This is a genomic window from Microcoleus sp. B4-D4 (assembly GCF_036705185.1).
GTDB lineage: Bacteria > Cyanobacteriota > Cyanobacteriia > Cyanobacteriales > Microcoleaceae > Microcoleus.
Genome location: NZ_JAUBTX010000009.1, coordinates 102990 through 127866 on the forward strand (window position 1 = coordinate 102990; position 24877 = coordinate 127866).

The 24877-nt window shown below is 44.5% G+C and carries 20 protein-coding genes; 7 read left to right on the forward strand and 13 right to left on the reverse strand.

Translation table 11 applies throughout. The features are described 5' to 3' along the window. Nucleotides 1–11 precede the first annotated feature (11 nt). The 4 genes from QUB13_RS10660 to cas10 are packed head-to-tail and all read right to left on the reverse strand — an operon-like array spanning nt 12 to nt 4792. The gene (locus QUB13_RS10660) at nt 12–431 is read right to left on the reverse strand and encodes a hypothetical protein (protein ID WP_333380464.1); all 420 of its coding nucleotides are present in this window, start codon (nt 429–431) and stop codon (nt 12–14) included. Next, entirely contained in the window at nt 428–1675 is a 1248-nt protein-coding gene (csx10, locus tag QUB13_RS10665) for a type III-D CRISPR-associated RAMP protein Csx10 (RefSeq protein ID WP_333380465.1), read from the reverse strand. Before csx10 ends, QUB13_RS10660 begins: the two co-directional genes overlap by 4 nt. Beyond that, complete coding sequence (locus tag QUB13_RS10670) at nt 1662–2387, reverse strand: RAMP superfamily CRISPR-associated protein (protein ID WP_333380466.1); 726 nt, start codon at nt 2385–2387, stop codon at nt 1662–1664. The genes csx10 and QUB13_RS10670 overlap by 14 nt, the downstream gene beginning before the upstream one ends. Beyond that, on the reverse strand, nt 2384–4792 hold the full coding sequence (gene cas10, locus QUB13_RS10675; protein WP_333380468.1) for a type III-B CRISPR-associated protein Cas10/Cmr2: 2409 nt from the start codon (nt 4790–4792) through the stop codon (nt 2384–2386). The genes QUB13_RS10670 and cas10 overlap by 4 nt, the downstream gene beginning before the upstream one ends. Before the next feature lie 330 nt (nt 4793–5122). Here cas10 and QUB13_RS10680 point away from each other — a divergent pair, with 330 nt between their 5' ends. Together QUB13_RS10680 and QUB13_RS10685 are read left to right on the forward strand one after the other, a co-directional pair. After that, nucleotides 5123–5449: an MgPME-cyclase complex family protein gene (locus tag QUB13_RS10680; RefSeq protein ID WP_333380470.1), complete on the forward strand. Its 327-nt coding sequence runs from the start codon at nt 5123–5125 to the stop codon at nt 5447–5449. Next, nucleotides 5446–6183: a hypothetical protein gene (locus QUB13_RS10685; protein ID WP_333380472.1), complete on the forward strand. Its 738-nt coding sequence runs from the start codon at nt 5446–5448 to the stop codon at nt 6181–6183. Before QUB13_RS10680 ends, QUB13_RS10685 begins: the two co-directional genes overlap by 4 nt. A 176-nt stretch (nt 6184–6359) precedes the next feature. Here the strand turns inward: QUB13_RS10685 and QUB13_RS10690 are convergent, their stop codons facing one another. The 3 genes from QUB13_RS10690 to QUB13_RS10700 form a co-directional block, all read right to left on the reverse strand. Next, the gene (locus QUB13_RS10690) at nt 6360–8453 is read right to left on the reverse strand and encodes a tetratricopeptide repeat protein (protein ID WP_333380474.1); all 2094 of its coding nucleotides are present in this window, start codon (nt 8451–8453) and stop codon (nt 6360–6362) included. Between the two features lie 75 nt (nt 8454–8528). Further along, on the reverse strand, nt 8529–9479 hold the full coding sequence (locus tag QUB13_RS10695; protein ID WP_333380477.1) for an Rpn family recombination-promoting nuclease/putative transposase: 951 nt from the start codon (nt 9477–9479) through the stop codon (nt 8529–8531). 150 nt (nt 9480–9629) lie between these two features. Beyond that, nucleotides 9630–10565 carry an NAD-dependent epimerase/dehydratase family protein gene (locus QUB13_RS10700; protein ID WP_333380479.1) on the reverse strand — a complete coding sequence of 312 codons (936 nt, stop codon included), beginning with the start codon at nt 10563–10565 and terminating at the stop codon, nt 9630–9632. A gap of 230 nt (nt 10566–10795) precedes the next feature. Here QUB13_RS10700 and dnaG point away from each other — a divergent pair, with 230 nt between their 5' ends. After that, the gene (gene dnaG / locus QUB13_RS10705) at nt 10796–12796 is read left to right on the forward strand and encodes a DNA primase (protein ID WP_194066857.1); all 2001 of its coding nucleotides are present in this window, start codon (nt 10796–10798) and stop codon (nt 12794–12796) included. 71 nt (nt 12797–12867) lie between these two features. Here the strand turns inward: dnaG and QUB13_RS10710 are convergent, their stop codons facing one another. Next, complete coding sequence (locus QUB13_RS10710; protein ID WP_333380481.1) at nt 12868–13380, reverse strand: pentapeptide repeat-containing protein; 513 nt, start codon at nt 13378–13380, stop codon at nt 12868–12870. A gap of 38 nt (nt 13381–13418) precedes the next feature. On the opposite strand from QUB13_RS10710, the gene QUB13_RS10715 reads away from it, so the two are divergent. Further along, nucleotides 13419–13952 carry a YraN family protein gene (locus tag QUB13_RS10715; protein WP_442922153.1) on the forward strand — a complete coding sequence of 178 codons (534 nt, stop codon included), beginning with the start codon at nt 13419–13421 and terminating at the stop codon, nt 13950–13952. A gap of 332 nt (nt 13953–14284) precedes the next feature. Here QUB13_RS10715 and QUB13_RS10720 read toward each other — a convergent pair whose 3' ends face one another. Continuing rightward, nucleotides 14285–14674, reverse strand: coding sequence for a hypothetical protein (locus tag QUB13_RS10720; RefSeq protein ID WP_194012871.1), 390 nt, complete (start codon nt 14672–14674; stop codon nt 14285–14287). Nucleotides 14675–14821: 147 nt separating this feature from the next. Between QUB13_RS10720 and queA the strand changes: the two genes are divergently transcribed. Then, on the forward strand, nt 14822–15952 hold the full coding sequence (gene queA, locus QUB13_RS10725; protein WP_333380485.1) for a tRNA preQ1(34) S-adenosylmethionine ribosyltransferase-isomerase QueA: 1131 nt from the start codon (nt 14822–14824) through the stop codon (nt 15950–15952). Between the two features lie 154 nt (nt 15953–16106). Here queA and rpmF read toward each other — a convergent pair whose 3' ends face one another. Beyond that, nucleotides 16107–16280, reverse strand: coding sequence for a 50S ribosomal protein L32 (rpmF, locus tag QUB13_RS10730; RefSeq protein WP_194011875.1), 174 nt, complete (start codon nt 16278–16280; stop codon nt 16107–16109). A 263-nt stretch (nt 16281–16543) separates the two neighbouring features. After that, the gene (locus QUB13_RS10735; protein WP_333380532.1) at nt 16544–17020 is read right to left on the reverse strand and encodes a TM2 domain-containing protein; all 477 of its coding nucleotides are present in this window, start codon (nt 17018–17020) and stop codon (nt 16544–16546) included. Nucleotides 17021–17418: 398 nt separating this feature from the next. Here QUB13_RS10735 and acsF point away from each other — a divergent pair, with 398 nt between their 5' ends. Beyond that, nucleotides 17419–18492 carry a magnesium-protoporphyrin IX monomethyl ester (oxidative) cyclase gene (gene acsF, locus QUB13_RS10740; RefSeq protein ID WP_333380487.1) on the forward strand — a complete coding sequence of 358 codons (1074 nt, stop codon included), beginning with the start codon at nt 17419–17421 and terminating at the stop codon, nt 18490–18492. A gap of 142 nt (nt 18493–18634) precedes the next feature. Here acsF and QUB13_RS10745 read toward each other — a convergent pair whose 3' ends face one another. Continuing rightward, nucleotides 18635–22132, reverse strand: coding sequence for a CHAT domain-containing protein (locus QUB13_RS10745; RefSeq protein ID WP_333380489.1), 3498 nt, complete (start codon nt 22130–22132; stop codon nt 18635–18637). A 239-nt stretch (nt 22133–22371) separates the two neighbouring features. On the opposite strand from QUB13_RS10745, the gene QUB13_RS10750 reads away from it, so the two are divergent. Continuing rightward, the gene (locus QUB13_RS10750; protein WP_333380491.1) at nt 22372–23886 is read left to right on the forward strand and encodes a dolichyl-phosphate-mannose--protein mannosyltransferase; all 1515 of its coding nucleotides are present in this window, start codon (nt 22372–22374) and stop codon (nt 23884–23886) included. Between the two features lie 268 nt (nt 23887–24154). Here the strand turns inward: QUB13_RS10750 and trmB are convergent, their stop codons facing one another. Further along, on the reverse strand, nt 24155–24787 hold the full coding sequence (gene trmB, locus QUB13_RS10755; protein ID WP_333194853.1) for a tRNA (guanosine(46)-N7)-methyltransferase TrmB: 633 nt from the start codon (nt 24785–24787) through the stop codon (nt 24155–24157). Between the last annotated feature and the right edge of the window lie 90 nt (nt 24788–24877).

The following is a 24877-nucleotide window of genomic DNA, read 5'->3' on the forward strand; positions in this document are numbered from 1 at the left end:
CAAGTAGATGACTAAGATTGACCTTTATTTTTGTACACTAGATAGCGAGCGCCATAGCCTAAATAGCGACGGGTAAGCTCTATCCAAATCTGATTAAAAAAATCTTCGGCTTTGGCATTTCTGGCAATATCCTGAGCAGTAGTTTTGATATTTCTGTCAATGTCATGAATAATTTTTTGAGCTAAAGAGTTTGGCCCTCTACCCCACTTTTTATCGCGACCTACTTGATAAAGCAAAAAGTTTTTGATTACTTGCGTGCTTTCAGTTGTGTCAGCAACTCTTACTAAATTACGAAATTGTGATTCTTCTAAGTCATTGTAAGAACTTGTATCTTCTAAGGCAGTTTGAATGTCAGTCACTAACTTATCTTCAGCTCGGCGAATGCCTTGCAAAATTTTGAGTTGTTTTTGTGGATCTAATGATTCGCTCATACGGCCTTCTCCCGAAATACAAGGTGAAACTGGTTGCAAATTTGAATTTGTCCGAAGCCTTCACAAGTTCGATCGCCCACTCCCCTTACTTCCAAATCTCCCAACACGTTATCCCATATCTCCCGTTGATTTGTACTGAACAAATAAACCGAGCCTTTGTTGGTTATTAACTCTACATCTTTCATCAATCCCCAAGCCGCATTCCAGCCGGAAAGATAATCGTAACTGCTGTAAGCTGTTTCCAGTTTCAATGATGGATCTTCAACTTTGGCAAATTGCTGCAACATCTTTTCGGATATTACAGTGGTGCGCCGCCAGTTTTCGGTGAGGATGGCGTCAGATTGCAAGTCGAGGGTGAAATATGTGCGATCGCCCGATAACTCCTTTAAGGGAACGCCAAAAATTTCCCATTTCTGCCAACGGTCTTGTATGGAATTGGTAAAGTTAGTGATTTTTTGCTCTACATCTATTTTAGCACTAACAGGCTGTTTGGTGGTAATTTCAACTTTTCCTAATCCTCTGGAAGTCGAACCGCCCAAGCGGAAGTTCTGATTTCGCAGTTGAATGAAGTTACGCAAAGATTCTGCTAAATCGTCCTCCAATAAAATTGCACATCGATAGCAAACAGGCTGCTGTTTCTTCTCCTGAGATTCGTTCAAAACTTCAACGCTATAAAGTATTTCTTCTTCAGATGCAGCCCTGCGGCGATTGATGCCGACTCTCGTTAACAGGCGTTTGTTAGCACTTAGGCTGTGGTACTTATTCTTGAATTTACAGTAAAAACTAATGCCAGCCGCATCGACTCTCCCTCCGTTTTTCGGGCAATTCGGATCGTAGGGATATCCGTAACCTTCGGCACAAAAGCGATCGATTAAAGTATCGAAAACACCATGATTTTTGGGTGTAAAACCCGATTTATTTTTAGAACTTAGTGCGGTAGTGGGTAAAACTCCATTGTCTTCAAGCCTCGTTCTATCGATGAGCTTGCCATTAATTACTAATGCTGGGTAAGCATTTTGAAAAATTGCTGGATTTTCACTCAAGAATAAAGCTTGAAAATCGCCGCCATTTTCGGTCAAATCGCTGAATTGATGACCGGATTCGTTTAAGATTTTAGCAGCCACAGCACCCCGAATTACCGTACCGGGAATATAGTCTACAGCTTCGCTAATCGAACCTCCCGCTTTCTGACGGGCGATCGCCAAAGGAGACAAAACCTTAATTTCCAGTTCAATTCGCTGCATTTTCCCCTCCCTTCGCTAGACAATCCCAATCTGCATCAGTAACTTCAAAATTCGGTAAAGTTTCCCAACTCAGCCATCCCAAACCTGCCGATTTACTTCCACCTAATGCGTGAATGTGCTTGAAACCAGCCAACATCAGAGGTTTCGCATAACTGGGACAATTTGGTAACAGATGAATTTGACCTTCAAACTTCAGTGAAACATTCGGCGGAGAAGTCTCTAAAAAGTAAAGTTTGTTTTCTTCAGCGGTGCGACGGCGGCGATTCATTGTCACTCCCGGACGTATAAATTCAGCTAAATTTTCCGGGTCTTCCGTACAAATCAAATCTTCAAAAATTACCCGCGACGGCAAGACTGGATCGCCGAATATTTGACTGATTAAACAGTGATAAGTCTCATTATATCCTAAAACTTCGTATTCGCTGCGACTAAAAATATTCGGTTCTTTGTTTCTGCGAATTACCATGTTTCCGGGACTCGGAGACTCGGAAATCTTCCAACCCAAACCTCTAGCAATTTTCTCGCATTCGTGGCGGAGGCGACCTTTGATTTGCGATCCAGGAATTAACAGATTTCCTTCTGCATTGCGGACAATTGGTTTATCTGCAAGGGAACCGGAGGAACCGCCCGCGCCTACACACAAAGCTGTATCAATTACTGCTGTAAGTGTGTAAGGCTCAATTGACTTTGATAAATTCGTGAGAACAATCATGATTCAACCTCCGCCTCTACCGATATTTCTGAACTTAATTGGGAATCTTCTAATTCAATGAAATCGTAAATATCTACAATTTCTCGCCAGATCGTTTCATATACGGTTCGTTTGTTTTCCTCTATCACAGACATCCAGGGAGCTAGATTACCATTATTTTCTGGATCTTTTGGTTTGCACCAAGCTTCTTCAAACTCTTTTTTAAGTATTTCTGAATTACCATCTTTGAGTCTGGTTCGGAAATAGCGGTAGTTGAGAATTGTTGTGTTTTTCCCTTGTTCTAGGAAACTGCGAATTTGGTAGAGTTGCGATTTGGGAAAATCAGCTTGTTTCAGCGCTTTAACAGACTCAATCAATCCGCCAATTTCGTGCAAAGTGTAAGGTGCTGCGTACAGTTTAAGCTTTTGAGGACTATCTTTGGTTAATGCTTCTTTGCGGAAGTCCTCGATGCTAGATGAAATTGCAGTTACAGATTTCATTACCAAAAAATCAACTGTACCTCCACAGTATCCGTGTTTTTTTAAATCTTTAGCACGTTTTTTGGCTGATTTGAGCAATTGTTCGTAAAGTTTTTTTGCATAGTAAATCGGAGTTTTATAGTCGGCAATCAACACGCCGATAGATGTACTTAATTGACAATTAGTAGTTCCTGCATTTTGACTTAAGTAGCGGTGACACTTACTGAGATCGATAGGTTTTTCTGATGGCTGAGTTTGATAGTCACCTTTGATTTCCACATTGGGTATCTGAACTTGTCTGAGCAAAATTTGTTCAAACTGTTCTCCGATGGTTTTGGCGATCGCCAATGCCCGATCTGCTGGTACAATCAAGATAATATCATCGCCACCAATGGTAATAATCTCAAAGGGATGAATCCAAGCGCCATCTGGAAGAGTCGATTCTGACTTGTTATTTCCTTTAAGTTGGCGAGGATGAAGATGCTCGGCTAAGGCTTGAAAAACAGCATATCTAGTAGCATTGTCAACATCTTCGCTAAATTCTTGATATTTTTGGGGAGTGGTAATTTTTTGAATATAGCCACCCATGTTATTACCGTCGGCATAGATGTAGGCTACAAAGCCATTACTCACACTGCCAAGCTGAGTTAAAGATTGAGCTATTTCAACGTCTTCAGGGTTGTTGTCGCCCCAGTATTTATTAAGTTTTTCGGGAGGCTTTTTTAAGAAATCCTCAAACTTCTCAACCCAACCTTCAATGACAGCAGGATGCCATTCTGTGTACCAATGAGTTTTCTTGATTATTCCATTCTTAGCCCGATCGCCCGCTTTGCGTTTGCGCGCAGAAACCTCCGAAAACCAAGGATTGCCCGGAAGACCTTTTTGATTGGGATTTTCGGGATTGTCGGTAGCCCGAGTGATAGCCGATCGCCGATCCGACTGATCTCTTTGCAAATAAGGGTGCGTTTCCAACATCGGCGGGTAGCGACGGCTGGGACGCTTTTCAACGTCATTCCCTTCAAAGTCATTCCCGCTGCGACGCTGATTAAACATCACGGCTAATTTAGTAGTTAATTCATTAAAACTCTTGCGATTTATAAACGCCTCTTCAATATGAGATGAATCGACAGGTTGATTTGACTCTTTATCCAGCTTGCCAAAATAAGCCTCAACCACGGAATTTTTATATTCTGGACGGTATTTCTCTAGCCAGAAAGTTTCTTCTATCTGGTCTCGCAGCAAGCCAAATCGAATTTCTAAAAGCTTAAACGTATCTCCAACCGCGCAGGAATTAGCAGTTAGGGTTTCATAGGAATAGCGTTTTTCAATGGCGTCAGTTAACTCATTTACAAAAAATGCTGGGCAGAAAGCTAAGATATTCCCGCCAGTAGAATAGACAATCATTTCATGAATCAAAGCTTCTGAAAGCTTAGGTTCATGAATCACAGCTTCTGAAAGCTTAGATTCGCCCGAAAAGTTTTCATCCAGCCATTTTCTTACTTTGGCAAAGTGAATATTGTAACGGTTAGATTCAGGACGTTTCTCAAAAAAAGCAGGCAAGTCAACTAAGTTTATGCGATCGAGTAGTGCAGATGCACCGCGAATGTCTGGCAGTTTTGCATCTTCAAATACATACTGCTTAACCTTAGTGACACCGCCGTACACTAAACCAATTTTTCCCGGCTGATTCCACAAATTCGGGTATTTATTTTGCAAATCGGTAATTGTTTCTGGAAACTCTTCTCTGGAAATATTGTCGGGAATAGCCAGAAGTTCCCGCACCCGATCGACAATTTCCCTCACCTGTGGCGGCACTTCCTCCCCAGAATTCAAAGCCCGTCGCATTTCTTGCAACACGCTGGGATCGAATTGAGGTTCGCGCCCCTCACCCCAAGCCAGACACCAAGCAATACCGATCGCAATACTTTCCATATGCAAACCACTCAAAATCCGGTGTTACAGCCCCAGATTGCCTCAATAATTGGCAATAATTCGACGTACAATTCTATATAGCTTTCTATTGTCACCTAAATTTTAAACAAAATCAACCGCCGAAAAAAAAATCGCCTCAACTCCCGCAACCCCTCACACCAATCATTTTTCAGACACAACTTGCTCTGCACCTACCCAAGATGACAGCAAATAAGGTAAAGTAAACGGCACAAGAGTTTAGAACTCTCAAACTGCCGCAACTCGGCAAACCGCCCCTGCCCAGGCAAAAATCGCCAGTAGAGGCGACATTAACCGCTAACTGCTAACCCCTAACAACCGACAAAAATGCAAACCTACTACTACGTTTTAGCCAGCCAACGCTTTTTGCTAGAAGAAGAAGCCCTTGATGAAGTGTTTAAAGAAAGAATTCGTAACTACAACGAACAAGAAAAACAAATAGACTTCTGGTTGGTCAAACAGCCAGCTTTTCTAGAAGATCCGACAATGAAAGAAGTTAAAGCAAAATGCCCTCAACCTGCAGCAGCCATTATTTCCATCGATCCTGTTTTCATTACCTGGTTGAAACTCCGATTAGAATATGTACTGACAGGTGAGTTTCAAGCACCGTCAGCCAATATTCCCGATGCCCTCGCATCGCTACAGACAGCATGAATCAACTAGCAAAAAAATCTACAGAGAAGCTAGGAAAATTAACGGGGAAATTGTACAATTTTTTTGTCTTTTTTCCCCTATTTTCTGCTACGACGATCGCTCTTTTGACCTTGACAATTTTATCTAGTTCTGTTAAAGCTCAGTCGAGCTGCGAACCGCCGCTGTCCGACGAATATCTACTGTTAATTGTCACCAGAACACCCGAACAGCAAGAAAAAGCAAAACGCTCTTTTCCCGGAAATACTGACAATACAGTTTGTCGGTACATCAACGATACGGTGACGCGAGTTGGTGGCTTTCGCGACTCCCAAATTGCTAGCGATTGGGTTAAATATATCGAAGATGTTGTCGGATTGCAAGCTTATGTAGTACGATCGCCCGCAGCGGCACTTCCTCAAAATTTGCCCGTCTACAACCCTGAACCAGCAACAGGTTCTGAAGCAATCGCCAATCCTCAAACTGGCAATATTGGGTTCAATCCCCAAGCCCTAGGCCCCGGTTATGCAGTGTTAGTGGATTACTTCAATCAACCGGAATTAGCCACCCAAGTCAAGCAAGCATTGGGCACGCAAGTAGGCTTGGCTTCCTACGGCCAGCGTCCTTTTTTATTCGTCGCTTATACCACGGATCAAAATGCCGCTACTGCTGCGGTAAAAGCATTGAGCGATCGAGGTTTTTGGCCGATGTTGGTAGACAGCCGCCGCGTTACGGTAATTAGTCCTGCTGTTAGGTGAAAGTTCACCTATGTCCATTATTATTCGGCGATTGAAATCGCTTCTTGTCGCACAAAGTCCGCGCAACGCGAGACTAAGAGTAATACCACGATCATTCGGCGATTAAAATTGCTTTTTATTACACAAAGTCCGCCTTCGCCGACTAAGAAGTAATAGCAAATTTAGTTAAGAATTAATTATTGTTGTTTGAGCTGTTGCCCATCGTTTCCTAGCTGACTTTCGGCCCGCTTTTTTGCTTCGATTGCGGCTCCATAATCCGGTTTGTAGCGAATTGCTTTGTCATAGGAGGCGATCGCATCTCCGTATCTTTTTACCGCTACCAGCGCATTGCCGCGGCTGTACCAAGCTTCCGAATAGTCCGGCTTGACATAGACGGCTTCGTTGTAAGAGACGATCGCATCTTCGTACCGCTGCAAATTGTACTGAGCATTGCCTCTATTGTACCACGCTTGAAATTCTTTCGGATTCAAATCTAAGGCTTTGCTGTAACACTCAATTGCTTGTTCGTACCGACGCAATTCATGGTACGACCAGCCTAAATTATACCATGCTTGATAAGAATCAGGTTTTAATTTGACAGCTTTTTCGTAAGCTTCTACCGCTTCTTCATGCCTCCGCATTTTCAGCAAAGCGATGCCTTTACTGTACCAGGCTTGATAAAAATTTGGCTGAAACCGCACGGCTTTTTCGTAGGCTTCCAAAGCTTCTTGATTTTTGTTCAATTCTAGAAAAACATTGCCTAAATTGTACCAAGCTTCAGAATTGTCAAATTTGATTTCAACTGCTTGTTGATAGGATTCTACGGCGCGATCGTACTGTTTTAATTTTTGGTAAGCTTGCCCCATATTGTACCGCGCACGGTACGAATTCGGCTGAAATTGTACGGCTTTTTCGTAGGATGCGATCGCCTCTTCGTAGCGCTGCGAATCTAACAGAGTATCGCCTTTTCCTTCCCACGCTGCGGCATAGTCGGGCTGGATTTTTAAAGCGTTGTCAAAAGATGCGATCGCCCCTTCAGACTGTTGCAACTTATCCAAAGCATAACCGCGTCCCGTCCAAGCTTCCAAATATTCCGGATTTAATTCTATTGCTCGATCGTAAGCTAACTGCGATTCCCGATATTTTTTCAATTCATATAAAGTTTTAGCTTTTTCCTGCCAAACTTCCGCGTAGTCTGACCTGAGAGTTATTGCTCGATCGTAAGCTGCCAGAGCTTCTTCAAATCGGCTTAAATTGTAAAGGGTATTTCCTCGGTTGTACAAATCAGTTGCATTGGCAGAATTAAAAGTATGTACACCATAAATTGATGCGAGAATCATGATGCCAATCACACCGGCGATCGCCCCAATTTTTAAATATAGTTTTTTACCTGGTTTAGGCGACTTTTTCGCAGCAGCAACCGGAGGCAATACCGGCACCGTACCGCTGAAAGAATTTTTCAATTCTTTAATAGCTTCCAGCGTTTCGCCCGCACTAGAATAGCGCTGCCGAAAATCGTACCGCACCATCTTATCTAAAATCTTAGCAAATTCCGAACTGACCGATGCTTTATCTTGCCAAATAATTTCCTCTGTATTCGGATCTTTGGTCATTTGGTGCGGAGTTATGCCCGTGAGGCATTGAATGGCGATCGCACCTGCAGCATAAATATCGCTGCTGAGTTTCGGGTTGCCGTGAGCTTGTTCGCTGGGCATATAACCGGGAGTTCCGATGCTCACACTTAAGCTATTCTTCGGCTGAGGATTAGTAATTTGAGTAGTGATTTCTTTGACTGCTCCAAAGTCGATTAACACTAACTTATTATCTCGATCTCGGCGCAGGATATTGCGAGGATTTACATCGCGGTGAATCACATTTTGCTGGTGTACAAAATCTAAGATTTCGAGAAGTTCCTCCAATATACAAATAACTCGATCTTCCTTCATCCCTCCGGCATTTCCCGGAGAAGCGGGCGTAATTTCTTGACTTAAATCGTGACCTTCGATAAATTCTTGAACGAGATAAAACTCTTGATTTTCTTCAAAATAAGCAAAAAGTTGGGGAATGCGATCGTGATTTCCCAACTTGTACAAAACCTGTGCTTCAGTATCGAACAAACGTCGGGCTATCTGTAGAGTTTCCGGATCGGTTGCTTGAGGTTTAAGCTGCTTGACGACACAGAGGTGATTGCCTGGTAGCTGTTTATCTTCAGCTAAATAAGTTTGAGCAAATCCGCCGCCTCCCAAGTGACGGATAATGCTGTAGCGCGTGCTGAGTGTGATTCCAAGCATGAAATTTACCTAATATTTCTTAGTCTGTGAACTACGCACCTTACTTTTATTTAACTGGTAGGGTGCGTTATCAACTTATTGAGAATTAGCTTCCAACCAAGTTGTCAAATCTTCCAAGCTTGAGAAATCCCATAAGGCTGTTACTAAATCATCTAATTGGTCAATCGACAACTGCTGAATGCGGTTTTCAATATCGGGGTTTAGTTGACCTAAAAGGCGATTCAGCGAAAGCGTAATCAGTTCTATTTGTGCTTCTTGTCTGCCTTCTTGTCTGCCTTCTTGTCTGCCTTCTTGTCTGCCTTCTTGTCTGCCTTCTTCCCGGCCAACAGCCACTGAACTCTCCTGATCTTGAGCAAAAAACTCTTGCTGCTGTAACGTGTTCAATTCATCCTGTGTCAAACTAACTTCGTTGGCAATTTCAAAAGCTTTCTGAATTTGCGGAACTTTGGCCATTGTTTGAGGTACTTCATCCAAAGTGCCAGTGGTTTTGATAAAGTAAATCCACTTGTCCGTAATATTTTCTAGTTGCTCCAATTCCTTCTGAAATTTGGGCAACTCTACAAATACTAACTCCATGTCATTTTGTAGATAATCAGATAGGCGAGTTCTTTCTTTGAAGACAAAATGCGAAATTACATCTTGAGGCCCGCTAAACATTTCAAAATCTGTGATAGTCAAAGCAATAACAGGTCGCAATTGCTGGTATAATTCTCCCCTTGTTAGTTGCAGTGCATAAGTTTTGGCTGCATTGTACAAAACTCGCTTGCCAAATGCCTGCACCTTCAAAACTTGCATTTCGATAATCACAAATGTGCCATCGTTAAGTAGCGCTTTGACATCTAAGTAGCTATTTTTAACTCCGGCTATTTGAGGGGCAAGATAAGGGTCAAGGATTTCTAAGCTTTCAATGATGGATCTGCCTTCATAGAGTAGGGCATTCAAGAAACTAATCAGAATATCGGTACTCTGATCGGAGCCAAATATTTTCTTGAATGCAAAATCAATTTTTGGATTGATAAATCTCATGTTATGTTTCTCCCTAAATATTTGTAAGTGACCAACCTGATTGTGACAGTCTTTTGCTATATTTATTGTTCCCTCCCCTTACTAAGGGGAGGGTTAGGGTGGGGTTCTAGATTTTTTTGGGCATTGGGATGCTCCCACTATAACTTAACTTTAAACAGCTTTCAAAATCTCGTCATCAACCGAAAAATCTATCTCGGCTTTGTCCCTTCCCGAAACTACATAATCATTCTGAAAAGAATCTTTCAATCCCGAAACTAAGTCAAATTCTGGTTGCCAGTTAAGCTCGGTAACAGCTTTATTAACTGAGGCAAAAAAGTGCTGCACTCGCATCGGAAAGGCTTTCTTTTTACCGAAGTCAAATTGTTTCGGATCGTAGTGTACAATTTTGATAGCATCGGGCGATTTGCCGGCGGCTTGAATGCAGGCGCGGGCTAAACCGTCAAAGGTGACAAATCGATCGCCCGAAACGTTGTAAATTTGCCCGATCGCCCTTTCATTCCCCAAAACCGCAGCCATCGCCCTCGCCAAATCCTGACAGTGCCCCAACTGCGTGAAGTGCATACCGTTACCCGGAATCGGAATCGGGCGATCGCGCGCAATGCGATCGAAAAACCAAGCCTCCAAATCGTTATAATTTTGAGGTCCATAAATGTAAGTCGGGCGAATCGAAGTCCAAGGCAAACCGGACTCGGCCAAGTAATTTTCCGTTTCGCACTTACCCAAATGTCGGCTTTTGGGATCGGTAGCGTCCCCTTCCACATGAGGCATTTGATCCGACTTCAAATAAACCCCCGCAGAGCTCATGTAAACAAAGTGCTGCACCCGCCCTTTAAATATCTCAGCTAAAGGCTTTGTATCGCTCAGTTCCCGACCATTGTTGTCAAAAACCGCATCAAACTCAAGCGCCGATAACTTTTCTTTCAATTGTTCGACATTGGTGCGATCGCCCAAAATCTGTTGTACGCCCGCAACCGGCACAGGCTTATTACCCCGGTTAAACAACACCACCTCATGCCCTTGTGCTGCTAAAATCTTAGTAAGATAAACCCCAATAAACCGAGTACCGCCCATCATCAAAATTCGCATTATTTCCGATGCTCCTTACAGTTAGTTCAAATATTTTACAATAAAATCAGTATCTTGCTTTACTAACAGTTCGCGATCGCATCAAAGCCAAAGAAACCCGGTTTTTAAACCGAATATCCGGGCCGCCACCTCTATATTTTCCCGAAAAATCCGGTTTCTGCGCCTGCGACTAACTCCGATTGTGCGATCGCCCGAAATAAACATACTTTCAAACCCCCTAAAAAAGCTCTATGCAAATCCCCCGGCTGCACCCAGAAACCATCGAAGAAGTCAAACAAAGAGCCGACATAGTAGACGTTATTTCCGGTCGCGTCATTCTGCGAAAACGCGGCAAAGAATTCGTCGGATTATGTCCCTTTCACGACGAAAAATCTCCCAGTTTTACCGTCAACCAAGCCAAACAAATGTACTATTGTTTCGGCTGTGGCGCAGGAGGAAATGCCTTTAAATTTCTTATGGAATTAGAGAAAAGATCCTTCAGCGAAGTCGTATTAGAACTAGCTAAAAATTATCAAGTACCAGTCAAAACAGTCGAACCAGAACACCGACAAGAATTGCAGCGCCAAATTTCCCTGCGCGAACAACTCTATGAAATCTCAGCACTAACAGCCAACTTTTACGAACACGCCTTGCGGCAAACTCAAGGAGAAGAACCCTTAGCATATCTCAAATCCGATCGCCAACTCAGTGAAGAAACTATCCAACAATTTCAACTAGGTTATGCGCCCCAAGGTTGGGAAGCACTTTACAGTTATTTAGTAGAACAAAAAAACTATCCAGCGCAATTAGTAGAACAAGCTGGATTAATTGTACCGCGCAAATCAGGCGGTAGCGGCTATTACGATCGCTTCCGCAACCGCATCATGATTCCCATTCGCGACACCCAAGGCAGAGTCATCGGTTTCGGGGGCCGAGCTCTCGGCGACGAACAACCGAAATACCTCAACTCTCCCGAAACAGAACTGTTCGACAAAGGCAAAACTTTATATGCTCTAGATACAGCCAAAACAGCCATTAGTAAAGCCGATCGCGCGATCGTCGTAGAAGGGTACTTTGATGCGATCGCACTGCACGCTGCAGGCATCTCCAACGCCGTAGCATCCCTCGGCACCGCCCTGAGTTTAAACCAAGTGCGGCAGTTATTGCGGTACACAGACTCCAAACAAATTATCCTCAACTTCGACGCAGACAAAGCAGGAAATCAAGCAGCGGCGCGCGCCATTGGAGAAATAGAAAAACTCGCCTACCAAGGAGAAGTACAACTGCGAGTGCTCAACATTCCCGACGGCAAAGATGCCGACGAATACCTCAAAACATACTCCCCGCAACAGTATCGAGAATTGCTTGAAAATGCACCATTATGGCTCGACTGGCAACTACAACAAATGCTAGTAGATCGAGACTTGAAACAAGCAGATACTTACCAGCAAATTACCTCGAAAATCATCAAATTACTAACCAATATTACCGACGACAATCAGCTAACGCATTATTTACAAAAAGGCGCGGAAATCCTCAGTAAAGGAGATTCTCGACTCACCAAAATGCTAACCGAAAACTTGCTCAATCAAGTAGTAAGCGATTGGGCAAAGCGGCAAAATCAAGACGAATCTTTGACAATGCCTCTATTGATTAGAAACAAGCTGAGGCCGAACAAACAATATAAAAAGCAGCGCGCCACCGACCAAAACCAAAGCTCAAAACCAGGCTTTTCAGCAGCAGCCCGCAGTCTGTTAGAAGAAGCAGAAGCGCAATTATTGCAGATTTATTTGCACTGTCCCGAATACCGCCAAGAAGTCAGAGAAGCAATAGAAGCTAGAGACGTGCAGTTTAGTCTTTCTCACCACAGATTTTTGTGGCATCAGATTGTGAATACAGAAATATTGCACAAAGCTTATTTACAAATAGCGCCGTCAGAATTAGTTTTAAAATTGCAAGATATTTTGATAGAATATCCCACTCAACTCGATCAAATCTCCCATTTATTTCACTTAAACGAGTTTTCGGAAAAAAATGTTTATCGCGCACCTTTAGTAATTAGATCTACCATAGCTTGTATCGAGCAAATTATCAGCATCAAGCGGCGGAAAATTGCACTAGATATGTGGAAAAAAACCGATGCTGCTATCGAATATTATCAACAACTCTGCGCCGAACAAGAATGGATAGAAGAATTAGAGAGGCTGCGTCAAGTTAATTTTTACGATTTAACCTCCGTACCTTGGGCTTGAGGTGAAGGACTAAAGTTCTGACTACAAACCAAGTTCGCAGTCAGGACTTCAGTTTTTTCTACCACAAACTTTTAGTAATCGCAAAACAGAGTTTCGCGAGTATCTCTACCCGTTACTGAATTAGTACCTTTTGCAACTTCACAAAGTTTTTTGATCATATCGTCTCGCAGCAGTGTCTCAGTAAAATCAGCACCGTCAATAATCGCTCCTTCCAGTCTGGTATTGTAAGCAAAAGCACCCTCAAGGATAGCATTTGTTAAATTTGCGTTCATCATGCGAGCCAAATCCAAAGTTGCACCGCTGAAATTAGCACCTTCTAAATTTGCATCTTCCAGATTGGCTGCAAAAAAGCTCACGCCGCGCAAATCTGCTTTTGTAAAATTGCTGTTGCGAAGATTGGCTTTATTAAAACTGTCGTTAGTCAAAACTTGTCCTGCAAAATCAGCGCCAATGAGGATTTCTTTGTCACGATCCAAGGCGAAAGCAGGTGCGGGCGCGATCGCGATCGCCCCAGCAGCAATTACTGCTAAAATAACAAAACTCAGCAAGAAAGTATAAATATGTTGGCGAATTGTAGAAGTCATACAAGTTAAAGCTAATGGGCAGCGATGACAGTTCACAATTGAATTCTAGCAGAAAGCGCGCGCCTGCTGACCCCAATTCTTCCCAATCCCCCAACTCTCGGGATCTGGGCACATTGGGAGAAAACTTAGTCGCCGAGTGGCTGCAGCAGCAAGGTTGGGAAATCTTGCACCGACAGTATCACTGTCGCTGGGGAGAGATTGACATCATCGCCCTTGGAAGAGATGAAGCCAGCTATCAAAACCGAGGCATTCCCCATCACGAATTCCCAACATTAGCATTTGTCGAGGTCAAAACTCGCCGCCGGGGAAATTGGGATCTCGGTGGAATGCTGGCTGTTAGTGCTGCAAAACAAGCCAAACTTTGGCAAACCGCCGAAATATTTTTAAGCACTCGTCCAGATTTAGCAAATAATTCTTGTCGCTTTGATGTCGCCCTCGTCAGATCCGAACCTTCACGGGAAAATATTAAGCAAATATTACTACCATTAACCGCAGCAAATTCTAAATCCGCCCTGACAGGAAACTACCGGCTTACCCTACAAGAATACATTCGAGCGGCTTTTAGTAACTAGAAATATCCTTAAAAATTACATTACAATTAAAAATTAGCTTGTTACCATGCTCTGCCTGGTAACACATATCCAGAGGCTATGCCTCCTTTTACCTCACCACTTATAGGACTGTAGGATATGTTTAAGTTATTCAATTTTATTCACTTAAAAATTACCACTGAAAATTAAAAATTCATGGCTGTTGGTAATTTTAAATTGTTAACTTATCTCTACTGTCCCGCATCTCGGTTTCGATCTTTGATGGACATGGAAACAGGGTTAAATCTTTTCCCCATCTCCCCATCTCCTCCCCCCGGCTGTCTCGTCACGGTTATATCGATCGGCACAGAAGTCTAGGCGAGAGTTTCCGGGCAATATCCCAGACCCTTGACAAATTGCTGGCGAAACGCTTCAATTTCTTTACGGTCGGGGCTGCCGTGACAAACCACCGCCACCTGGTAGCGGCGCATCACGCCTAGTGGCGACTGTCCTGTTTCCAAACTCCACAGTGCCATTTGCAAGCGAATTTCTGGATCGTAAGGAATCCCGAGTTCGTTCATAAAAGCCCGAAAATCCCCGTGCATTTGGGGAGTTAGATATTGGCTCATTTTTACCTTCACCACCCAGCCGTCAATTTGGTGAATAACAGTGATAAATTGCAAGGGAAGATGACTAGCCGCGCGCAGGTAATCCACCACTCTCAGAGTGAGGCTAGTATTGGCGATGTAGTAGAGGTATTCCATAACTATCCTTCGAGCAAAGCTGATGCTACACCTCTATCCTCGCGGGCTTTACCCGCGACCACAAGGGGAAAAGCACCCGACTTTGGATGGGGGTTTTTACCCAATTTGTTACCCAGTTGACAGATCGATCGTACAGGAATTTACCCGATGACAGAGATTGACTGGTCTTTGGACGGCTACGACTACGAACTTCCGCCCGAGTACATTGCCCAAAATCCCGCAGTACCGAGGGATAGTTCTCGCTTGCTGGCTGTAGATTCTCCCAGCAGCTACCAACACCGGATTTTCCGGGATTTGCCCGACTTGTTGGAACCGGGAGACTTGCTGGTACTGAATAACACCCGCGTGTTGCCGGCGAGGCTCTACGGGCACAAACCCAACGGCCCGGCTGTGGAGATATTGTTGATGGAAGAACGGCAGCACAACTGCTGGCTGGCTTTGGTTAAACCGGGGAAACGCTTAAAGTTGGGAGCAAAAATTGAGTTCGATCCGCACTGTAATGACTCCGCAGCAGCAGGCCCTTGTTGTTGCCTTCCCCACGGGGATGACCTCGCGAGGCGATTGACTGCGACAGTTATAGAGAGGGACGAGGCAACCGGGGGACGGCTGTTGGAGTTTGACATCCCCACAGATGCGACTCTGGCGAAGTTTTTCGACGAATACGGCTACGTACCCCTGCCGCCCTACATCGACAACTCCCAAGCTGCGCCGGAACAGTATCAGACTGTGTATGCCGATCGGCCGGGGGCAGTGGCAGCCCCCACAGCGGGCTTGCACTTCACCGAAGAATTGTTCAGCCGCTTGCAGCAGCGGGGCATCGAAAAAACTTTTGTTACCCTCCACGTCGGGGTAGGGACATTTCGCCCAGTTGAGGTGGAAGACGTGACGACTCACCAAATGCACAACGAATGGGTGGAAGTATCCGCCGCTACCGTCGAGAAAATCCGCGAAACTAAAGCTAGAGGCGGGCGGATTTTTGCCGTAGGTACAACAGCAGTGCGAGCTTTAGAGGGAGCGGCCGCAGCGAGTGGCGATTTTTCCTTGCAGCCTTTTTGCGGCCCGACAAGTCTGTATATTTATCCGGGCTACAAGTGGCGGGTTGTAGATGGGATGATTACTAATTTTCATTTGCCGCGCTCTACTTTGATGATGATGGTAAGCGCGATGATTGGAAGGCCTCGGCTGTTGGATTTGTACCTCTGTGCGATCGAGCATCAGTACCGCTTTTATTCCTTTGGCGATGCCATGCTGATCTTACCGGCTGCAAAGAAGGATTAACTTATATCTGGCACCATTCTCAACTTTTCCTTGAGGGGCGGGCCATCCGCGGCTACCCCACAACCCAATTTATGTGTTGTGGGACAGCCATCGGGCCTGTTAACCGAGAATGGTGCAAAATATCAGAAATGCCAGTTGTTAATTTTTAGTCGCTTTACTCTTCCTCCTCCTCTTCATTGCCGGGATACACGAAGCTGTTGGAACGTCCAGTCAGAACCGATTTGCCCAGGGACAGAGCTTTCTGAGCTGCCACAGTAGCTTTGCGCTTCCATGTGGCCTTACGCATATTCTTTTTGGATTTGGAGGTTTTCTTCTTAGGGACTGCCATGACGCTAAATACTTTGAGATTGTATAGACAAACAAACATTCTAGCCGATTTTGCCTTGCTCGCTTGCTCGACTCTGTGAGAACAAATGTTTCATTAGTAGGGTGCGTCAGCCGCTAGCTTCTCCAACAACACGCCAAATCCCCCGGCTGGCGCACTCGCAGCAGCCAAATTCCCGTAGGGTGCGTCAGCCGTTAGCTTCTCCAACAACACGCCAAATCCCCCTGCTGACGCACCCTACATTTAAATCTCCGCTTGTTTGCTGCTTAGAGTTCGTGAAAGTGGTAGAGCACGACGCCAGTTACTGGGTCGTTCTCAATGCTGACATAACCCGTTTTGAGCATGGCGGTGAAAGCTTCTTCCACTTCGGCAAAAGTAGCGCCGGTTGCCATCACGCCTTGGGTTACAGATAATCTGCTGTTCCTGCTATAAGCAGCCCTCAGCAGTTTAATCCCTAACTGTTCGGGGGTTTGCTTGGTGTATGTCGAGGCGATCGCCCCGCTGGTGGAAGATAGCGGTATACCTTGGGGAGATACGCCGAGTTTGCCCCTGAGACTGGCATTGTGTTCGTCCACCATGTTCGGTAGCAGCAGCAAGTCAAACAATTGCCCGAACCCAAACAAGCCAAAGGTACACAGCCACAGCAAACCCGTGCCAATCTTGCCGTTGTAGAGACGGTGGAGTCCGAAGGGGCCGAAAAAACAAGCAGCCCATAACAGGTAACTAACACCTAAATTGCTCATTTTATGACCGTCCTGTCTGGTTATTCTAATAATTGGAGTCCCTTTATACATTTTGTACTTTCTATCTGGTGTTTGAACAGTTTGACACCAGCAGATATTTGTGCATTGTCCGAAGTTATTGGTTATTTACTACCAATTCCCCAGGCCCCAGGCCCCATGCTCCATGCCCCAGGCCCCATGCCCGTAAGTAATTGTGCGTAGCAATTCTTAACGCCAACAACATATTTTCGGGGTCGAGAACTTGGTACACTGGAGGGCGTGGAAATTACACCAGCTTTGAGTTGGATTCCACGCGGTTCGGGCTACCGGTGCTGGCCGGACTAACCGAGAGCGATCGACCTCACCCGCCCGACACCCGAAACAAGCAAGTTGTTATAAGCAAAAAATCCAATAAACATATGGTAGATTCTCTCAAAAAACCCGCTTTTGCTCAACAGCAAGAAGGGAAAACCCCAGCCAAAGAAACTATTCTCACGCCGAGATTTTACACAACAGACTTTGATGAGATGGCCAAAATGGACATCTCGGTAAATGAAGCCGAACTCGAAGCAATTATCAAAGAGTTCCGCGTTGACTACAACAAAACCCACTTCGTGCGGGATGCCGAGTTCGATCAATCTTGGGAACACATCGACGGCGAAAAGCGCAAGTTGTTCATTGAATTCCTCGAACGCTCTTGCACCGCTGAGTTTTCTGGCTTCTTGCTCTACAAAGAATTAGCACGCAAGCTCAAAGACAAAAACCCGGTACTCGCCGAAGGTTTCTTGCTGATGTCCCGCGATGAAGCGCGGCACGCCGGATTCCTAAATAAAGCGCTGTCGGACTTTGGTTTGTCCCTAGATTTGGGTTTCTTGACAAAGAGCCGCAGTTACACATTCTTTAAGCCGAAGTTTATTTTCTACGCCACTTACTTATCCGAAAAAATCGGTTATTGGCGCTACATCACGATTTACCAACACTTGAAAGCGCATCCTGAAGACCAGATTTATCCAATTTTCCGATTCTTTGAAAATTGGTGCCAGGATGAAAACCGCCACGGAGATTTCTTCGATGCGGTGATGAGAGCTCAGCCTCAAATGTTGAACGATTGGCGCGCTAAGCTGTGGTGCCGTTTCTTCTTGCTGTCGGTATTCGCGACAATGTATCTCAATGATATCCAGCGCGGTGGTTTTTATCGATCGCTCGGACTCGATGCTCGCGAATACGACATTGAAGTCATCAAAAAAACTAACGAAACAGCAGGCCGCGTATTCCCCGTCATGCTAGACGTGAACAATCCTGAGTTTTACGAACGGCTGGATGTTTGCCTCAAAAACAACCAGCAATTAACCGCGATTGTAGCTTCTGAAACTCCTAAATTCATCCAATTATTCCAAAAATTGCCTCTGTATTTGTCGAACGGCTGGCAGTTGTTGAAACTGTATTTGATGAAGACGATAGAATCGCCTTCTGTTCAAGGTGCAGTGCGTTAGGTTTTGATTTTTCATCCTCTGTTAGGGCGGTTCTGCAGGAAGCGGAGCCGCTTTTTTTTGGTATCCAGATTTACCGCAAAAAGTTCTCGCCAGACTTACACTCGCCCGGAATTGGAATTAATGCTGGTTTTTTCCCTAAAATCTATCGCCATTCTCCCTGAAGGTTAAAAGCCGCCCAATAATAAGGAGAACGCCACTCTTCCTGCTTCAACATTTCCAGTTGCGCCGCCCTCAATGCCGCCGCTGGCGTTAACCCTTTTTGCAGCATTCCCTGATATAAATTAGCCATAAATTTAGCTGTTCCTTCATCGTCTACATTCCACAAACTCACAATTACTCGCTTCGCCCCAGCGTACATAAATCCTCGCGTCAGTCCTACCATTCCTTCCCCTTGAATGTTCTGCCCCAATCCTGTTTGGCAGGCACTTAACACTACTAATTCTGCTGCTAATTTGAGATTGAAAATATCGGTTAGTCGCAGGAATCCATTTAAAGGTTTGCCATTTTTATCGACTAAGGACATGATGATTCCCGATAATTCTGGGTGATTGCTATTCGCGAAACCGTGAGTGGCAAAATGAATGATTTTATATTGGCTTAAATTTGAGCTGGTTGCTGTGTCACGGTTTGCTGCAAAATCTAAGGATTGGGTGCTAGAATTGCCCGCAACTAACGATTGAATGATTTGAGCTTCTTGGCGAGTGAATTTTAAACGGCTCCATTGTACGTTATTGTCGCGGCTGGAGCGACTTAAACCAAGATTTACTGATTCTATTGCTTGGCGATTGGTGGTAGTAGCTTGGTTATTGACTCGTTCATCGTCAGCGCCAAAAACTGGATCGGCAAACATTGCTAAAGTCCGAGTTGGGGTTTGTCGATCGCGATAATTTTGTCTTAATATTCCCAAGGTGGAAGCTGAAGGCAACAGCACGATTTCATGATCTACAATTAAAGGCTGATTCGGGTTTTTAACGGATGTTTCGGGAAGGGAGAGGGCGGCAAAGGGGAGGTAATTGAGAACGCCATCGCCAACTATCAGCAGGCGTTTTTGATCGAGTTGTGCTGCTACAGGCTTTAAGATGATTTGACTGAGTGCTTTGCTAGCTTCGGTAACTCGATCGGGGATGTTTCGGAGGCGCGGATTAGTCACAGCATTGCGGAAATTGCGGGCGGCTGTTTCGATGTCAGCCCGAGGAGGTAATTCATAACTGCTGATGCTGGTTTTCGTGACGGCCCAGAGATAGCTACGCTGTTCTCCTAAAGCATATTGAAGTAAAATTGTATTGTCGTCAAGGATTTGTTGTTGAATTTGCCCGAGGGTTAAAGGTTGCGGTTGGGTGAGGGCGGCATAACGAGGGCTGGTGGTACGAATTTTTGCTTGAATATTTTGATATTTAGATAGCAGGTTTTGGCGCTGTTTTTCTAAATCTGCTGTTGGTTGGGAAGTCGAATTTTTGGTGTTGAGAATTTTGATGCGCTGTGTTTCTAATGCGTGGAGTTGCTGTTGTAAATCGCGTTCTTGTTGCAATAATTCTGGGGCGACTCCTTGGCGAATATTTGCGTTTGCTTCTTGCAGGAGTTCGAGAAGGCTGCGGGCGCGGGAATGTTCGCTGATTTCAAAGGCTTTGGTATCATATCCAGATTTGGGACTGGTTTTGTGCAGTTCCATTAACAGTTGAATGTAGAACTGGTAATAGTCTTGTACTGTGGCAAAGTATGAGATGCGGAGTTCGTGGTTGCTAATTTTGGTGCGGAGGTTTTCGATGATTTTGATGGAGGCTTGGATGTCTGTGAGGGCTGCAATTAAATTGCCTCGATCGCCTTTTATTTTAGCGCTATTGTAGAGGGTGAGGGCTTCTCCTTTTTCGTCGCCTACAGCGCGAAAAAGCGGCAGGGATCGAGCGAAATATTCTGCTGCTTTCTGCTTTTGTCCTAATTCTGAGTAGGAAACACCTATATTGTTGAGGGTAAGGGCTTCCGATCGCCGATCGCCCGTTTCTCGTCTCAGATTGAGGGCTTGGTTGTAATAGTCGAGGGCTTGTTGTTGGTTTCCCAAATCATTGTAGACTAAGCCGATGTTGGTGAGAGCAGTGGCTTCCTTGGCGCGATCGCCCACAGCGCGAAACAGCCGCAGGGCTCCATCGAAATATTCTTTGGCTTTCTGTTTTTCTCCCAAGTCATTGTAGGCTAAGCCGATGTTATTGAGGGTGGTGGCTTCCACAGGGCGATCGCCCATTTCCCGAATTAGGAAAAGAGCTTGGTTGTAGTAGTCGATGGCTTGCTGTTTCTCTCCCACAGCATAGTACACAGCACCGATGTTGTTGAGAATGACTGCTTGCGACAGGCGATCGGCTAAATCCCGGTTTCTGGAAAAAGCTTGATTGTAATAGTCGAGGGCTTGCTGTCTGTCTGCTAATAAATTAGCAATAAAGCCCATTTGATTCAGCGCGTAAGCTTCATTTTTTGCATCTCCAAGCTTTTGATAAATTAAACGGGCTGCATCAAATTTTTGCAAAGCCTCCCGGTAAGATAATGCTGTTTGTCGGTCGAATAATTGCCTCGCTTCCTGAATCAATTTATCTGCTTCATTTTTTTTTTGATTTAATTGATTTAATAGTTGTCTGTTTTGATTAATTAGTCGCTCGGCTTCACCAGCCGGGATTTTGTTTCCACTCATCTCAAGATTCAGCAGATTAGTCAGTCCCGATAAAGGTGTCACATTTGCGATCTGATTTTTCTTGAGGTCGAGACCTCTCAGATTAGTCAGTCCCGATAAAGGTGTCACATCGGCGACTTGATTGGATTCTACGCTTAGCAATTGCAGATTGGTCAATCCAGATAATGGTTTTACATCCTGGATTTTATTGTTTCCAAGATACAGAAAAACTAAATTAGTCAGTCTCGATAATGGTGTCACATCTACAATTTGATTTGAGGCGAGGGAAAGTCCTTCCAGATTCGTCAATCCCGATAACGGTGTCGCATCTACGATTTGATTTGATTCCAGGAAAAAGTCGATCAAATTAGTCAGTCCCGATAATGCTTTCACATCGGGAATTTGATTAAAATTCAGTACCAAAAATTTTAGAGATGTCAGTTCCGATAATGGTTGCACATCTGTGATTTGATTGAAACTAAGATTCAGTTTTTTAAGTTTAGTTAATTTTGACAATGGTTTGATATCGACTATTTGATTGCGAATCAGGTAAAGCCGTGTCAGATTGGTTAAATTTGCTAACGGTTTGAGATTGACGATTTGATTTTCATTGAGTTCAAGAATTCTCAGATTGGTTAAATTTGCTAAGGGTTCGAGATTGACGATTTGATTTTCATTGAGTTCAAGAATTGTCAGATTGGTTAAGCTTGCTAAGGGTTCGAGATTGACGATTTGATTTGATTTAAGGGAAAGTTGTGTCAGATTAGCCAGGGTTTGCGCTGCGCGCGAGCACTCTTGTGTTTTTGCTTCCGATAGCAACACCTCCACCGTATGTCTGGCTTCTGGGGTCAAATTGTCTTTGTTGCTGCACCAATCACCAAAGCTTTCAAATGTCTTGGGATTTGACCCGGCGGCAGATCCTAGCAGCATACTCGCACCTACAGCTAACCCCCAACGCCCCCAAGCCAAAAAAGTGAGATTCATAATACAGTCGTCCAAAAAACACCTGATTAACTGCTATCATAGTCGATCGCAGCTTGTGTCAAAGAAACCGAGTTTCTCAGGCCCCGTGGCTTGGACTTACGCAGAAACCAGGTTTTTAACGAAAATATGGGAGCGCAGCCTGAATTTCGCTGAAAAACTAAGGAAGGTTTTGATGCGTCTAGAAATGTATTTGTAAATTAGCGCTCTTCTAGTATTTAGTATTTTTTTGGTGCAGTTTTATGCAAGAGAACAAAAAACAATTAAAAAAATCAACTGCGGTTTTTTATCTGGGAATGCTCGCTGTTTTTATCCTGTCATTAACTCTGCGATTTTGGGAATTAGAGCGATTTAACACTTTAGTATTTGACGAGGTTTATTACGCCAAATTTGCCAACGATTATCTCACCCGAACTCCTTTTTTCAACGCTCACCCGCCCCTAAGCCAGTATATAATTGCGATCGGAATTGCGATCGGCACTCACCTACCCTTCGGAAAAACCGCCGTCAACGGCCTAACAGGCTCAATGCTTTCCCCTTGGGATTACCGCTGGCTAAATGCTCTCACAGGTTCCTTTATTCCCCTAGTTGTCGGAGCCCTCGCCTATCAGCTCCTTCGCCGCCGCACCTTTGCTTTTCTTGCTGCTTTATTTATCGCCTGCGACGGTTTATTTTTAGTAGAATCTCGCTACGCACTCAATAACATTTATCTAGTTTTATTCGGAATATTGGGTCAGGTATTTATTCTCAAATCCGTAGAAAATGCAGGCAAAAAGCGCTGGCTTTGGCTAGTGTTAGCTGGGATAGGATTCGGTGCATCTGCCGCTGTCAAATGGAACGGATTGTGGTTCTTGTTTGGGGCTTATCTCATTTTAATCTGCGCTTGGGCCGTGCGTTTAATTCAGGGAAACAGAGGAAATGAAGAACCAATTCGCGATATAAATTCCGCTCTGCTTCCGCCCGAAAGTCCAGTACAAAAATTGACTGAGCTAACTTTTGTGGAAGTATGCTGGAGTCTAGCTGTAATTCCTATTTTAGTTTACAGCATCTGCTGGATTCCTCACCTGCATCTCAATCCAACTCCCAATTTCTGGCAGATGCAAACGGAAATTTTAACTTATCACGAACGCATTAAAAGCGGCCCTGACGTGCATCCTTACTGTTCCGCGTGGTACAGTTGGCCTTTGATGCTCCGCCCCATAGTTTACTTCTACAAAACTGCTAGCAACAATGGACAACCCGATCCGGTTTTGCCACCTTTACCCAGCGGTGCAACTGAGACAATTTTTGACGTTCACGCGATGGGAAATCCTTTCCTTTGGTGGTTTTCCACTTTAGCTTTAATATTAGTAGCAGGAGTTTTAATTCACCGGATTGTAGTGTGGTTTCAAACGCGCCAAGTGGCTTCTGTTGACAGCCTCGAACAGCAGCAGCCGATTTTGTTTCCGCCGACGGCCCAAATGTGGATGGTGTTATATTTGATAGTTAATTGGGCTGCTAATTTGCTGCCTTGGATGAAGGTGAGTCGCTGCGTATTTTTGTATCATTATATGGGCTGTTCTGTGTTTGGATCCTTAACACTTGCTTGGTGGGTTGACAGGTGGCTGCACAGCCCTCAAACTCGACTCCGAGGGATGGGGGTAACAATTATTTTTCTGGTTTTGGCTGCTTTTATTTTCTGGAGGCCTATCTATTTGGGACTACCTTTGTCGCAGTGGGAATGGAATCTTCGGATGTGGCTTCGTTCTTGGGTTTAAGTTAGAAATAATTCATTTAAGAACAGGCTTTCCTGCCCGTTCCACAAGAAAATTAAGTTGTGTGGAACAGGCCGGAAAGCCTGTTCCTAACAAAGGTCTAAGATCTAAGTTATAACATTTATAACGGTTCTCAAGCTTGGTGAGGTATGCGGCATTTTTGCACTCCTGCCTATGCCCTATCCCCTATCCCCTATCCCCTATCCCCACGAGAGCACCTCATGTTACTGAGAAAGGCTATATAACAAAGGTGAGTTTGCAAAAGCGAGCATTATTTTTGATACAGTGCTCGATAAACTGGTTCGCCTCGTTTTTGAGTAGCAATTTCTCTTTCCGTAGCAACGGGTAGGGGATTTTCTGCTAGCCATTCCCCGCCATTTTGACGCTGAAAACTGGGATGAGATGAAAAGCGATCGCACATTTCGACTTCTACTTCCTCAATATCCGATTGAATAAACACTTCACCGCCAACAGCCAGATAAGTAGCCAACTCGCTGACTAATTCCTGCTGTACTACCCGCCGTTTGTGGTGCTTTTTCTTGAACCACGGATCGGGAAATTGAATGCTGACTCGCTGCAAAATACCAGCGGACAAAGTTTCTAAAATTGGCTTCAGGGAACTATTCGCATTGCAAAATAAATAGTGCAAATTTGTCAAGCCTTTTTCATCGCGCCACAGATTCGCCTCATCTACCAGAGGTTCCCGAATTTCTAATCCGAGAAAATTCCAATCTGTTTGGATTTGCGCCATATGCCACAAAAACCTTCCTCTACCGCAGCCGATATCTAGATGCAGCGGTAAATTTAAGTCGGCATAGATTTTAGTCCAATCTGGGGGACTTGCGGATGCTTGATATCTAATTGATAGGGGATTGACGTGTTCCCGAACTCTAACTCTTGCCAATTTTGCTGTCTCCTGAATGTGATTTTTAATTGCCGATCGAGGCAGATTAACGCGGATTAACGCAGATGAATTTAGAAATAAAAAATCCTA

What these genes read in the sequence shown, in the direction of transcription:
- QUB13_RS10680 (WP_333380470.1), top strand. Translation starts at nt 5,123, where the DNA reads ATGCAAACCTACTACTACGTTTTAGCCAGCCAACGCTTTTTGCTAGAA.
- csx10 (WP_333380465.1), bottom strand. Translation starts at nt 1,675, where the DNA reads ATGCAGCGAATTGAACTGGAAATTAAGGTTTTGTCTCCTTTGGCGATC.
- QUB13_RS10710 (WP_333380481.1), bottom strand. Translation starts at nt 13,380, where the DNA reads ATGACTTCTACAATTCGCCAACATATTTATACTTTCTTGCTGAGTTTT.
- rpmF (WP_194011875.1), bottom strand. Translation starts at nt 16,280, where the DNA reads ATGGCAGTCCCTAAGAAGAAAACCTCCAAATCCAAAAAGAATATGCGT.
- QUB13_RS10690 (WP_333380474.1), bottom strand. Translation starts at nt 8,453, where the DNA reads ATGCTTGGAATCACACTCAGCACGCGCTACAGCATTATCCGTCACTTG.
- QUB13_RS10720 (WP_194012871.1), bottom strand. Translation starts at nt 14,674, where the DNA reads ATGGAATACCTCTACTACATCGCCAATACTAGCCTCACTCTGAGAGTG.
- QUB13_RS10700 (WP_333380479.1), bottom strand. Translation starts at nt 10,565, where the DNA reads ATGCGAATTTTGATGATGGGCGGTACTCGGTTTATTGGGGTTTATCTT.
- QUB13_RS10750 (WP_333380491.1), top strand. Translation starts at nt 22,372, where the DNA reads ATGCAAGAGAACAAAAAACAATTAAAAAAATCAACTGCGGTTTTTTAT.
- QUB13_RS10735 (WP_333380532.1), bottom strand. Translation starts at nt 17,020, where the DNA reads ATGAGCAATTTAGGTGTTAGTTACCTGTTATGGGCTGCTTGTTTTTTC.
- QUB13_RS10670 (WP_333380466.1), bottom strand. Translation starts at nt 2,387, where the DNA reads ATGATTGTTCTCACGAATTTATCAAAGTCAATTGAGCCTTACACACTT.
- queA (WP_333380485.1), top strand. Translation starts at nt 14,822, where the DNA reads ATGACAGAGATTGACTGGTCTTTGGACGGCTACGACTACGAACTTCCG.
- dnaG (WP_194066857.1), top strand. Translation starts at nt 10,796, where the DNA reads ATGCAAATCCCCCGGCTGCACCCAGAAACCATCGAAGAAGTCAAACAA.
- QUB13_RS10660 (WP_333380464.1), bottom strand. Translation starts at nt 431, where the DNA reads ATGAGCGAATCATTAGATCCACAAAAACAACTCAAAATTTTGCAAGGC.
- QUB13_RS10695 (WP_333380477.1), bottom strand. Translation starts at nt 9,479, where the DNA reads ATGAGATTTATCAATCCAAAAATTGATTTTGCATTCAAGAAAATATTT.
- acsF (WP_333380487.1), top strand. Translation starts at nt 17,419, where the DNA reads ATGGTAGATTCTCTCAAAAAACCCGCTTTTGCTCAACAGCAAGAAGGG.
- QUB13_RS10685 (WP_333380472.1), top strand. Translation starts at nt 5,446, where the DNA reads ATGAATCAACTAGCAAAAAAATCTACAGAGAAGCTAGGAAAATTAACG.
- QUB13_RS10745 (WP_333380489.1), bottom strand. Translation starts at nt 22,132, where the DNA reads ATGAATCTCACTTTTTTGGCTTGGGGGCGTTGGGGGTTAGCTGTAGGT.